A 12,749-nucleotide genomic window follows, 5' to 3' on the forward strand; every position below is an offset into this window, starting at 1 on the left:
CTCAGGGATGGGCGGGCGGAGTCAGGAGCCGCATGATCCATTCGCCGGGCAGGGGGGAAGCTCCGAAGCTGCTGCGGCGGTAGTCGCGCTGGCTGTCGTACAGCAGATGATGTTCGCCGTTGACCCGCGTGAAATCGAGCCGCACGACTCCGTCGGACAGCGCGACCGGAAATTTGAGCTTGTTAAGGCCCCGCTCCGGCGCGTCGAGCGTCTGTTCGGGGCCATTGTTGACCCGGAAGGTCACGCTGCCCGGCACGAGCGTCAGGATGGTCCATTCCAGCTCTCCTGCCGTTGCCGGAGTGACGAATTTTTTGGCGAGGGTGCCGCCCGGCTCCAGCACCGCCTCCGACCAGCCGCCGAAGGTGAACGGGCCGTAGTCGAACCGTTCATCCGGCTTGCCGCCGCCGGTCACGAGCGTGCCGTCGGGACGGACCAGCCGCATGATTCCGGCTTCGAGGTTCTCGCGGTAGAAATCGTAGCTTGAACTGGTGAGCCAGAAGCCCGCCAGCAATGCCGCACCGCCGTAGAGCAGCAGTTTGCGGCGGCCTCCGGGATTCCGCTTCCAGCGGCGGAACATCCATCCGACGTAGCCGCCGCCCGCCACCGCGACCAGAGGCAGCACCGGCGCCCGGAAGCGCGACAGGATGTAGAACAGCGCCGCCGCCGCCCAGTAGGCGCAGATGAAATAGTAGAGCAGCAGCAATCCGGTCTGCCGCTTCCGCCGGAGCCTTCCGGCGAAGACCAGCAGTCCGGCGATGCCGAGCGCGATCGGCACGGCGCTGCGCCCCGGCAGCAGACAGCGCAGGATCAGGCTGAATTGCCCTTCGCCGTACAGCGACACGTTGTTCGGAATCTCCCGGTAATCCCAGAAGAGCAGCAGTTTGCGGAATTGAAGCTCGAAAAACGAGCCGGGGGAAGAACACATCCACTCCCACATCTGGGCCGGGACGGAGACCCCTTCCGAGGCGCGCTGCATCATGCGGTGGTACGCCTCCGGGTACTCCATCGGCCCGGCGGGAAGCCCTGGATTGCGTCCGCCGGCCGGAGCCTCCACCGAATTGCCCAGCCCGAGCACCGCATCGGCGGCGGTCGAGGGGCCGGTGAGTTTCCCGGTCAGCCGGGTATTGTGGATTGCGAACGGCAGCTGCACCGCGAGCAGCAGCAGGAAAAACAGTGCGAACGCGCCGGCTTGCCGGAGAAAGGAGCGCCGGAGCCGGATTCCCGACAGGATCATCGCCGCGGCGACGCCCGGCACCAGAAACCAGATATTGCCCCGCGTCAGGATCGCAACGCCCGCAACCAGCCCGACGCAGCCCCAGCGCGGCAGCGTCCAGCGGTCGCACGCCCGCAAGGTCAGGTAAAAGAGCAGCAGGATATTGAAGGTTTGCAGCGTTTCATTCTGATGGAACGGGGTGTAGAGCAGCAAGGGCGTGGAAATCGCCACCAGTATGGCGGCAACGTATCCACCCGTTCTGCCGAACAGCCGTCCGCCCGCCAGCCCGGCCAGCAGCGAAGTGGCCGCCCCCAGCAGCGACTGCACGAAGATCACCGCCCAGACGGAACCCGCTGAAACCAGATAGACGGCGGGAAGAAAGACCGCGTAATAGAAAGGCTGGTAGTAGAAAACCCCTTCATAGCGGAAGCCCGCCATATCGCGGGCGAGCTTCATATAGGTGGCAAGATCGCTCAGGGAGGAAGGAGCGAATACGCTGTTCCGCCCGCCGTTGACCGCGCCCAGTTCCCATGAGACGGCGAGCCGGAGCAGCAGCGCCCCGGCGGCGATCAGCAGCAGGTTCCGAAAAAAACGCCGCCGGTTCCAGGAAGCGGCGGCGTTTCGGTTCTTGCACTTGGCGTTGACCATATCAGACGGTCATCAGCTCCTTTTCCTTGGCCGAGAATTCCTTGTCCAGCCCGGCGATGTACCGGTCGGTCAATTTCTGGATGTCTTCGAGCATCTTCTTGTGCTCGTCTTCGGTCAGCAGGCCGTCCTTCTGCGCTTTTTTGGCGGCGTCGTTGCCTTCGCGGCGGATGTTGCGCAGCGCGACCTTGGCGTCTTCGACTTCGGATTTCGCCTGTTTGACCAGCGCGGCGCGACGGTCTTGGCTGAGCTCCGGAATCGGCAGCTTCAGGGTGCGGCCGTCGCTCATCGGGGTGATGCCGACGTTGGAGGCGAGGATCGCCTTTTCAATCGCGGAAACCGCCGAAGCGTCCCACGGCTGGATCACCAGCAGACGCGGTTCCGGCGCGGTGATGCCCGCGATGTCGCGCAGACGGGTCTGGGTGCCGTAATATTCGACCGTGATGCCTTCGACGAGCGCCGGGGAAGCCTTGCCGGTGCGGATCGCGGCGAAGCTGTTCTTCAGCGCGTCTTCGGTCTTCATCATATGCTCTTCGAGACTGTCGAGCAGGTTTTCGGGATCGAGCTGCATTTGTGTTATCCTCCTGATGGTATGGTTCTGTCTGAATTCCACAGAATGGTAAAATAGCCGGAATCCGGTGAAAATGCAAGCGGTTTCCACGGATTTCGGCGGAAAATTTCACCGGTTCATCAGGAAGAACGCGACTCCGCCCGCGATCAGCGCGATTGCCGCAGCCAGAAGGGTGATCTTCCACGCGCTCCACGGCCTCTCGCCCTGAACCTCTCCGGTGCGGGCGTTGACGGTGAAAATGTAGTTTTTTTCGCGGTAGCGGTAGCCGGCCAGCCAGACCGGCAGCAGCACGTGGCGGAACCGGATATCCCGGTAGTTGACGTCGGCAGAGCAGATCCGCTGTTCGTCGCCTCCGATGTCGCGGCGGATGGCCGCTTCGATTTCCGGTTCGGCCCGTTGGGCGGCGATGTCGAAGCCGTCGGCCAGCGGCACGGAGTAGCTCTCCATCTGGAAGCCTCGGATATATTCGTCGCCGTAAGGTTCCAGCGCTTCGAGATCCCACGGTTCAAGCTCGTCCAGCAGCTCGGCCGGCGCCGACCGGGTCGCCGTGATCAGCCGGTTGCGGAAGCCGTTGGAGACGGTTCCGGCGGCGGGCCACCAGCGCGTGCGCCGCTCCTGCCGGGTTCTGGTGACGGTCTTGCCGTTCTCCTGTGCGGTGTAGGAAACGGTTACGTAATAGTAATCGCCGCGCATGCCGGTGTAGCTGGTCTGCGTGTCGAAGTCATAGATCCAGAAAGGCAGGTAATTCCCGGAGATGCCGGTCAGATGGGACGCCTTCAGCACCGCGCCCGGCAGGAACCAGCGGCTTTTGAGCCATTTGTCATATTCCATTCGTGCCTGTTCTTCGGTGATCCGGAAGGGGAGCAGCGAAGCCGGGCGGAGTTTGCGGCTGCTCTGCGCCGCTCCGTTCACCGGCGTCGCGCAGTAGGGGCAGCGGGCGGCGGTCACATTGGGCGGCAGCACGATTTCGGCGGCACAGCCGGGGCAGGTCAAAGTCAGCACTTCGGCGCTTTCGGATTCGCTGTCGAGCCTGGCCAACTCCGCGCGGAAGTCGTGGCGGTGGAACTGGGCGCCGTCCTCTGCCGGTTCGCCCGACTCGAAAGTCTGGCCGCAACTGGCGCAGGAGAGCTTGCCGTGTGCCGGGTCGAACGCGAGCGGATGGCCGCAATTCGGACAGTTGACCGGCGGCGGAGTGTTTTCCGAAGAACTCATACCGTTTCCCTCTGGCTGTTTTTTTCAGGTTTTGTGAATATAATACCGGTTTCATCGATTGACAAACGATTATTTGCCGTTATAATAACTTTTTGCAGGCATCAGGGTTTGTACGGAGGGGATGACGACATGAAACACGGAAAACGGAAAGCACTCGGCTGTGCCGTATTGCTCTCGGCCGGGCTGGTTGGCGCCTTGCTGCTGCTGCCGGGATGCGTGGACCGGGTCATTTTCCAGCCGCCTCCGCAGCGCGCCTCCATTCCCGGCTGCTTCCGGCTGGAACTGCCGGAGGAGGCGGGGCATATCGGCGCGCGCTATCTGCCGGCCCCTGAGGGGGGCGTCACCTTGCTTTACAGCCACGGCAACGCCGAGGACCTGTCGTCGATCGCCTACCGGCTTTCGGCTTACCATGCAGAGGGGTACGGAATTCTCGCGTACGACTACGAAGGATACGGCGAAAGTTCCGGCACTCCGTCGGAAGCGGCGGCGTACCGCGACATCGAACGCTGCTGGCGGTTCCTGACCGTTGAAAAGCAGATCCCGCCGGAGTCGATCGTGATCTACGGCCGTTCCGTCGGAACCGGCCCCGCCGTGTGGCTGGCGACGCGGCGCCGGGCGCTGGCGCTGGTGCTGGAAGCGCCGTTCACCAGCACGTTCGCGGTGGCCGGGCTGGACTGGCTGCCGGGCGACCGTTTCCCGAATCTCGACCGGATCGGGCGGATCAACCAGCCGCTGCTGATCATTCACGGCGACCGGGATCAGGTCATTCCGCAGCGCCACGGCCGGAAGCTGGCCGATGCGGCTGCCGCGCCGAAGAGCTTTTACAATGTCGGAGGGGCCGGGCACAATAACATCCTCCTGGTCGCCGGGCGGGAATATTGGAACAATCTGCGTGAGTTTCTGACGCGGGCCAAACACGAAAAGGAATAATCGAAGGTATGGGACTGTTTAATCTTTTCCGCGGTCAGTTCATCGACGTGATCGAGTATCCGAACGAAAATCCGGCTGTGCTGGTGCACCGTTTCGAGCGGTTCAACAATGAAATCAAATACGGCGCGAAGCTGATCGTCCGCCCCGGGCAGGCGGCGGTGTTCGTGAATGAGGGCAAAATCGCCGACAAGTTCGGCCCCGGCACCTACACGCTGGAGACGAAGAACCTGCCGATTCTGACCACGCTGCTGAGTTTGCCGTACAACTTCAATTCGCCGTTCAAGGCGGAGGTCTATTTCATCCGCACCACCGAGCAGCTCGACCGCAAGTGGGGAACCGCAACGCCGGTGATGATGCGCGACGCCGATTTCGGCATCGTGCGGCTGCGGGCGCGCGGCAACTATGCGTACAAGGTCAGCCTGCGCGACGAACTGCTGACCCGGTTTGTCGGAGCGCAGGCGGATTTCACCGGCGACGCGATCGAGGGGCAGATGAAGACGAAGGTGGTTTCGGCCTGTTCGGATGCGCTGGGCGAGCTGAAAATTCCGGCGCTGGACCTCGCCGCGAACTATACCGAAATCGGCGACCGGGTCAGGGCGAACCTGGAGCCGGACTTTGCGGCGCTCGGCTTCGAGCTGCTGAGTTTCACGGTGGAGAGCATTTCGCTGCCGGACGAGGTCAATCAGGCGATGGACAAGCGTTCCAGCCTCGGTGCGCTCGGCGGTGTAATGGATCAGTACACCCGGATGCAGGCCGCCGACGCGATGCGAGCCGCCGCCGACAATCCGGGCGGCGCGGGCAATATGACCGGAATGTTTGTCGGCGCGAATCTCGGCGGTGCGATCAATGCCTCCGTCCAGCCGCCGCAGCAGGCTCCGCAGGCGGTGCCGCCGCCGCTGCCCGCCGCTCCGGCCTATTTCGCCGCGATCAACGGCGCTTCAACCGGCCCCTATACGCAGGAGCAGTTGAAAGCCGCCGTGCTTGCCGGGCAGGTCAAAGCCGATACGCTGGTCTGGGCGCAGGGAATGTCCGGCTGGCAGGCCGCCGGAACGGTTCCGGCGCTGGCTCCGGTTTTCGCGGCGATGCCGCCGCCGTTGCCCTGATCGTAATCGGGCGGGTTCTCGCGAAAATCTTTTGCCGATGAGATTTCAGTAATATTTGAAATTGATTATATAAATAAGATTTATAATTTAATAATAGTATATGAAATCAAATAATTTATAAAATTTTTGATATTTTATAAGAAAGGTGCTTGTATTTTGCAGAGATAATAGTAATGTGTTGCATAATCAATTTCTTTAGTGTATTTTCAACAGAAAGAGATCGTTTATGCAAATCGAATTGCAGCTTTCTCCTGTGGGTGACGGGCTTCTTGCCCGTGACTGCCATCATGAACTCGCCTCTGCACTGTATCAGGCGCTGAGCCGATCACAACCGAAACTGGCCGAAGAGCTTCACGACGGAAACCATCGCAGCCGTCTGAAGCTCTTTGTATTTTCTCTGTTCAACAGCGATCCGAAGCCGGTCGCCGCGGAACTGCCGGACGGGACGCGCGCCCTGAAATTCGGTTCCCGGATCTGGATGCGGTTCGCATCGATCTGGCCGGAGCTGGTCTACGGCATGGCGGAAGCCCTTCAGAAACAGAAGGAACTGAATGTAAGGGGGCTGCGGTTCCGATTGGAGGAGATCCGAATGGTTCCGACACCGGATTTCCGGCCGACCATGACCTACCGGCCGTTCGGACAGGCCGATTTCATCGTGTGTCGTTATCAGAAGGACGGGAAAAATTATTTTCGGATGCCGGACGATTCGGAGCCGGGGATTCCCTCCTGCGCCGACCTGATCGCCGGAAATCTCCGCCATAAGCTGCTGCGCCTGCGTGAAATCCGTCTCGATATCTTCGAGAATCTGATGTCGATCGGCGGGCTGGATGCCTCCGCGGTGGCTGCTCTGCCGATACAGGTGGAATTTCTGCCGCTGATGGAGGGGAGGGCATACCGGACGCGGCTGACCCGGATCAGGGGAATCAACGTGCGCGCTTTCCGCGCTCCTTTGCGCATCACCGCCCCGGAAGCCGTCCACCGTCTGGTCTGGGAAACCGGCGTTGGGAGCATGAATTCGATGGGATTCGGACTGGTCTGTGGAGGGCGATAGTATGCTTTTGAAACGAATCGACGAAACATTGACGCAGGGATTGTACGATCTCGACGGCGGCCCGGCGGAAGTGGAGGTTTATCTCGCGGAACCCTCGATCGGGGAGGGAATCGTCAACTGGGAGGTGGTTCGGGAAGGTGTGGTGCCGCCGGATTTTCTTCATTATAACGACGCGGCGGACGGCAGCAACAAGCTGAACGGCAGTTGGCAGGGCCTTTATGTGAGTGAAGCTGCGTTGGAAGAGGCTGTGATTTACAGCGGCAGTTCCATCTATTTTTCCGACGGTTCTCCGAATTTCGGAGGCGTCGCAAAATCCGCGATCTACCTGCGGTATTCCAGAGGGTTTATCGATTGGCTGGCCGGGTTCGATTCTGCTGCGGCGGAAAAGTTGCGCAGCGAGATTCCGGCATTTGAAGCGCTGATGGAGAATCGGGCTACAAAAAAACTGCCGACATCTTGGCATAAATTTAAAGCGCCACCGCAGAAATGGCCGCTGATTGTGGTCTGCCGGCTCAGTGACGGGCGTTTTCTGGTTCACTGGCTGAATAAGGATACGGAAGGGACGCTTCCGTTGGAGGCGCTGGGAATTGATGTAGTCCATTCCCGGGAGCTGATGGGGTTTCTCACGGCTCCGGCAACGTCTGAGTTGGAGTTGATCGCCGAGGAGTTTCAGACCGGCAGCGGTTTGGGGCGCAATGCGTTCGGAAAAGAGTACAAACTTGACGCGATCCGTCGTTCGGAGTATTTGCGCCTGATGGGCGTTGCCCCGGAGAACACCCGGGCGGATGTGCTTGATCTGTGGAGCAAAAAACTGCAATACCGGCGCAAGGTTGCCCCGTCGCCTGATACGTCGACTCTGATTTTTCTGCCGGAGGGTGAACTGACGTACAGTGAGCTTAAAGAGTTCATTGATAAGGAAAACGAGAAAAAGAACCTCTATTTTGACGCGAAGAAAAATGGCGGAAAGAGTGAGGAGGAACGCGAGGAACTCAAGGCGCTGCGCCCGGAAATCATTCCGACTCCTTACTCCGCGACGGTTTTTCTGACCAATCTGGAGGGGAGCACCAAGAAGAAGCGGATCATCCAGCAGATTTTCCCGGATGTTTCACTGGAATATCTGCAGGTGCTGAATGCGGAGTTGCTGCAATCCAATTTGGAAAATACGGTCGTGGATTATATGAAAGCGGCCCTGACCGGCCAGACCGGCGATACGCCGAGTGTCTACCGGTATTGGACAGAGGTTTTTACCAGAGCGTTGCAGCGGCAGCCGATTTCGGCGCGGGAGGTGTTTGCGAATTTTCAACGGTTTGCGAGAAGCCAGTCCGGCGAGGCGCTGATCGACAAATTGGGTGCCCGCCGTTACTTCCGGGTGATCGGCAAGCTGTTGCGATTGCAGCATTTGATCATGACCGCGCGGGAGGAGCCCGCGAAGCTGCTTACCAATGAATTTCAACAGGAATTGGTTCGGATAGAACAATTTAACCTTATTAGCAGAGGAGTGTTCGGCCCTATGAGTACAACAGTGCCTTCGGGAGCGGAGCTGATCGGCGAGGCGTATGGCCTGCTGCGCGACAAGCAGAAAAGCAAACTGGACAATTTTATCCGGCAGGCGTGGGCGGGCGTGCCGGATTCGGAGTTCCCGATCTTCGTGCGAGGCGCCCTGGCCGGGATGTTGCTGAATGAGCTGTGCTGGTCGGTACAGCAGGAAGGACGGCGTTTTTCCGCGACGCAGGGACGGCATCCGTCGCGGCTTCGTGGCCGGGAGCTGCAAAACGTGTTCAACAAGGGAATCGGCCTGCTGATGAATCTTGATAAGGAACAGCTTTTCAACTGTCGGCTGCTGCCGTTCCTGAAGTCCCTGGAACCGGAAAGCCGCCGGGATTCCTTCAACAGCGGCCTTATTTCCGGTATGACCTATTTTGAAAAGAAATCCGATGACAATAACGAGGTGAAACATGATTAAGATCCAGTCCACTCTTCCCGCAACCGGCAACGCCTACATTCTGTTCGGTTTTGAAGCCATTCAGGCCCGCCCGAATCTCGATCCGTACAGCAGTACGCTACGCATGAACGATGAAACCGGGCAGGTATTTACCAGTGACGTCCATATCAAGCACCATGTGCGCCGCGGTTTGAAGGCGTATGCGGCGGCGGAGAATCTGCCTCACGCCGCGGAGACAGTTTTTTATGAAAAAGAAGATGAGGCGGGCAATCCGTGCAATTTTGATCTGCGCCTCAAAAAGATTCGTGAAGCCGCCGGAATCTCCAAGCCGGATATGAAAGACGCGCTGAACAACACCCTCGACCTGCCGCTTTTCGGATATGTGCATGCGATCAAGGGCGAGAACTTCAATGTGACGAATGCGGCCAATACGCTGTTCCGGCCGGTCACGTTCCATGATTGTGAAATCTATTCGCTCGGCCGCAACAATGCTTTCCCGACTCTGGACAAGCAGAACAAAGTCAAGGATTCCGCCGGGTCTGCTACCGTCGACTCCCTGGAATACGGCTTCTTTCTCGCCTTGTGGGAGATCAACCTCAACATGCTGCGGGTCAACGCTTCCGCGAGCAAGCTGATCGACTGGGAAAAAGGCGGGGCGGCCAGGTGGTTCGAGGCGCTGGTCAACGGCATGTGGCGGGCTTATTCGAGCGACCGCTATCCGTCGTTCACCCAGCGGTCGCAGTTCGCGCAGTTCGTGCTGGGCTGGATGCCGGAGGGGGAGGTCAGTTATGCGAATCCGGCATCGCTTTACGACCGGCTTGAGGAAAAACGGATCAACACGCATTCCGGCGCGGTCACTGCTCTGGAGAAAGTTCTGCCGGATTTCCTTTCCGGCTGGGGCTGTTCCGAAAGCAATGTGTTTGTGAAACATCGGGCGGCCAACTTCCCGGTGGCGCTGCCGGGAGCGGAGGCATGAGTATTCTGATCTTTGAACTCGCCGGAGAGATGGCGATGTGGCGCAACGTCTACGAGTCGATGGGCTCGTACTCCTGCCTGGGGCCGGCTCCCGGCAATCTGGCGGGAGTCATCGGCGCGGCGCTCGGTTTCGCCTCGCCCCGGTCGCAGGCGGCTGAAAAGCCGGATGCGAAGCAGTTGAAAAACTGGGACAAAGCCGGCCTGCCGTGGCCGGTTTCTCCGGAATTGCTGGCTTGGGAGGAGACCAACGATTTTCATGTCGCGTGCCGCTGGATCGGAAAATTTCCGAAACGTGTGCCGTGGAATATCAACGGCTGCAAAGAGATCAACCGCAGCGACAACCTGCGTCTCCAGCAGCAGGTGATTCTTGATCCGGCGTATGAGGTCGCGGTGGCGCTTCCGGCGTATGAGGCGGAACGGGTGGCGGCGGCGTTGCGGAAACCGGCGTTCCCGCTCTGTCTTGGCGCGTCGTTCTGTCGGGCGATCGTGCGGAATGTGCGGATCGAAGACGCGGTGCCGGAGTCCCCGTTCTGGGCGTTCCGTACCGACGGCGGCGCATTGGGGGAAGCTACACCGTTTTCGCGGCATATCGTGAATCCCGGCTCGTGTTTCGAGCGGATTCGCAGTGACGGCTACTGGATTTATCCGACGCCGGACCAGCCCGGCGTGATCGCGGCCGAACCGCTGGTGCGCGGCTGGGTGAGGGCCGGGGAGTAGAAGGTGAAACTTTACAGTCACGGCAGGGATTCCGACCTGCGCGAGCATCTGGCCGAAGTGATGCTCGCCGCTGAAACTCCGGAGGAACGGGTTCTGTGCGCCTGTCATGATCTTGGCAAGGCGACTGCCGCGTGGCAGGCGTACATTCTCGGGAACAGCCGGGAGTCTCCGCATCGTCATGCGGCGGCGGGCGGGCTTTTTGCCGCGCTCGTATTGTTGGAGCTGAATGGCGCGGAAAAGGAGAAGTGGGCGCTGATCGCGCTTCACGCCGGGGCAGCCCATCATACTGACTTGCAGGAGCTCAACACGGATTCCCTGAATGGCCTGTCTCTGGTGGCCGTGGACCGGCAGGTCGGGGAATTCATCCTTGACCCGGAATACGGCATCGCGTCACTGCTGCCGGAAGTTCCGGCGGAGGTATTGCTGCGGGCATGGGAGAAGTTCCGGAGAATGGCGCCGCCTGCTTCACGGGAACGCTTCCAATTCAAGACGGGGCTGAAACGGGCGGTTTCGCCGGAGGAACGGCTTAAAATCTATCTGCACTGTCGTTCGCTGCTGGGACGGCTCTGTCTGCTGGACCACGCTTCGGCAGCCCGCCAGTCGGGCAAGCCGGTGGAGGTACGCGAATGGCGGGCGCGGTTTCCGGCGGAGGAGTTCAAGCAGCGCCCGGCCCGGGAATTCAAGGGGGCGGAAACGCCGGTCAACCGGCTCCGCTCCTGTTTGCGGCGGGAGTTTTTGCAGACGGTTGAAAAGGAGGGCGTTTTCTATTTCATCGATGCGCCGACCGGACTTGGTAAAACCGAGGCGATGCTGTGCGGGGCGGAACTGCTGCGGCAGCGTGAGGGATTGAGCCGGATTGTTTTTGCGGTTCCGCAACTGTCGATCGCGGATCAGGTGTTCGAGGAGTACTTTCCCGACTGCCGGGCGCAGATCTGGAACTCCCGCCGGCGCGATAAAACCGAGATTGGCAACGCTCAAACGCCCCCGGAGGATCGCCGCGGCAACGGCAGTGATGTCGAAGCTCTTGCCATCGAAGAACATCCGTTTCAGATGCCGTACAATGTGACCACGTTCAATCAGGTGTTGCTGGCGATGTGCCATCCGAACCGCAACCGCTGTATCCGGGGACTTGGACTGCGTGATGCGGTGGTGATTCTCGACGAGTTCCACAAGTTGCCTCAGGTGATTCTGCCGTTCTTCTTCCGCATCGCGCGGGAGTATGCGCGGTTGGCCCGGTGCAGATTCATCCTCGGTTCGGCGACCCCGCTGGAATCTTTCCAGTTCTGGGATCTGGAGGATTCCTGCCGGATTCCGCCGGAGGCGACCGCTCCAATTTACCGCGCCGCCGAAATCGACAACCGGCGGCTCTATCGCTCGATGGGCTTTTTGACGCTTCAGGAATTGGAAACTGAAATAGAGGCGTTTCAGCAGGAATCCGACCGGAATCTGCTGGTTGTGGTCAACCTGATCGGGGAGGGAAGCTGGCCGTTGCGGCAGCGTTTTCAACAGGCGTACAACCCGTGGCGGCAGTTGGAGGAGCTGAAAACTCCCGGAACCGGGCGCATCATGGTCTGGCTGGACGGATTGGTGCCGCCGCTGCTGCGACGCGATCTGATCACCGCCTGCCGCGACGCGATGCGACACCGGCCGGTGACGCTGGTCAGTACCCAGATGATCGAAGTCGGCGTAGACCTCGACTTCGACGCCGCGTTTATCGATTATCAGGGATTGGCCGCGACGATGCAGCGCGGCGGGCGGGTTGGCCGCAACGGCCGGGAAACGCCGTGCGAAGTCGGCGTGTTTGCACTGGTCTGCTCCAACGGAGATACCTCGTTCGAGCAGTTGATCGAGGTTCGAAAAAATTACAGCATCCGCCTGAGACAGAAACCGTTTGACGCCATTTTCAAACAGGAATTGAAGTTTCTGGATTTGGAAATCGATTTTTTCAAGGAATGGGGAGAGCGATTTCTGCATGATTCTGAGCTGGCTGCGAGCCTGTCGGAGTTTCAGCGGGAAGTTTTTGCCGGGCTGACCGCTGCCGGATTGCTGGAACAGCTGTTCCGGATTGACGTTGTGGGAATGCAGTCGCTCGGAGCGACCTTTGAAAAAGCGCAGTTCATCGCGGAGCTTTTCGACTCCGAAAAGGCTTCGGAAATCATTGTCGTCGAATCACAGGAGGTTTACGATGAGTTGAGTGAACTGAACCGCCGGATCAAGTCGCAAACCAGTACCGGTGAGGATCGGAAGCGTTTTCTCACGCTGCAAACCGACCGGACCGTCGCACCGGCTGACCGGATCAGAAGCGAACTCGGTTTGGTGCCATGCGGCTGGATCGACTACCCGGAGCCGATTGAAGTGTTTCGCGTGGATTCGATGGTCTGGTAGAGGTA

Annotated in this window: 10 protein-coding genes; 7 read left to right on the forward strand and 3 right to left on the reverse strand. The window is 59.8% G+C overall.

The window, feature by feature from the left end:
* Position 1: 1 nt before the first annotated feature.
* The 3 genes from C8D82_RS02910 to C8D82_RS02920 form a co-directional block, all read right to left on the reverse strand.
* Positions 2-1,861, reverse strand: a complete 1,860-nt coding sequence (locus tag C8D82_RS02910) for a glycosyltransferase family 39 protein (RefSeq protein ID WP_116882769.1) — start codon at positions 1,859-1,861, stop codon at positions 2-4.
* A gap of 1 nt (position 1,862) precedes the next feature.
* Entirely contained in the window at positions 1,863-2,429 is a 567-nt protein-coding gene (gene frr / locus C8D82_RS02915; RefSeq protein ID WP_116882770.1) for a ribosome recycling factor, read from the reverse strand.
* Positions 2,430-2,537: 108 nt separating this feature from the next.
* Positions 2,538-3,641 carry a TFIIB-type zinc ribbon-containing protein gene (locus C8D82_RS02920; protein ID WP_165832796.1) on the reverse strand — a complete coding sequence of 368 codons (1,104 nt, stop codon included), beginning with the start codon at positions 3,639-3,641 and terminating at the stop codon, positions 2,538-2,540.
* Positions 3,642-3,770: 129 nt separating this feature from the next.
* On the opposite strand from C8D82_RS02920, the gene C8D82_RS20990 reads away from it, so the two are divergent.
* The 7 genes from C8D82_RS20990 to C8D82_RS02955 all read left to right on the forward strand — a co-directional run bounded on the left by C8D82_RS20990 (position 3,771) and on the right by C8D82_RS02955 (position 12,744).
* A complete protein-coding gene (locus C8D82_RS20990; RefSeq protein WP_165832797.1) occupies positions 3,771-4,571 on the forward strand; it encodes an alpha/beta hydrolase in 801 nt (266 codons plus the stop codon).
* A gap of 8 nt (positions 4,572-4,579) precedes the next feature.
* Entirely contained in the window at positions 4,580-5,674 is a 1,095-nt protein-coding gene (locus C8D82_RS02930; RefSeq protein ID WP_116882773.1) for an SPFH domain-containing protein, read from the forward strand.
* Between the two features lie 226 nt (positions 5,675-5,900).
* Positions 5,901-6,725, forward strand: coding sequence for a CRISPR-associated endoribonuclease Cas6 (locus tag C8D82_RS02935; RefSeq protein WP_116882774.1), 825 nt, complete (start codon positions 5,901-5,903; stop codon positions 6,723-6,725).
* A 1-nt stretch (position 6,726) separates the two neighbouring features.
* On the forward strand, positions 6,727-8,688 hold the full coding sequence (locus tag C8D82_RS02940) for a hypothetical protein (RefSeq protein WP_116882775.1): 1,962 nt from the start codon (positions 6,727-6,729) through the stop codon (positions 8,686-8,688).
* Positions 8,681-9,643: a type I CRISPR-associated protein Cas7 gene (locus C8D82_RS02945; protein WP_116882776.1), complete on the forward strand. Its 963-nt coding sequence runs from the start codon at positions 8,681-8,683 to the stop codon at positions 9,641-9,643. Before C8D82_RS02940 ends, C8D82_RS02945 begins: the two co-directional genes overlap by 8 nt.
* Positions 9,640-10,359, forward strand: coding sequence for a type I-E CRISPR-associated protein Cas5/CasD (locus C8D82_RS02950; RefSeq protein ID WP_116882777.1), 720 nt, complete (start codon positions 9,640-9,642; stop codon positions 10,357-10,359). The genes C8D82_RS02945 and C8D82_RS02950 overlap by 4 nt, the downstream gene beginning before the upstream one ends.
* A gap of 3 nt (positions 10,360-10,362) precedes the next feature.
* Positions 10,363-12,744 (forward strand): CRISPR-associated endonuclease Cas3'', encoded by a 2,382-nt coding sequence (locus tag C8D82_RS02955; protein ID WP_116882778.1) that lies wholly within the window; start codon positions 10,363-10,365, stop codon positions 12,742-12,744.
* The last annotated feature ends 5 nt before the right edge of the window (positions 12,745-12,749 follow it).

The sequence above is a fragment of the Victivallis vadensis genome, assembly GCF_003096415.1.
GTDB lineage: Bacteria > Verrucomicrobiota > Lentisphaeria > Victivallales > Victivallaceae > Victivallis > Victivallis vadensis.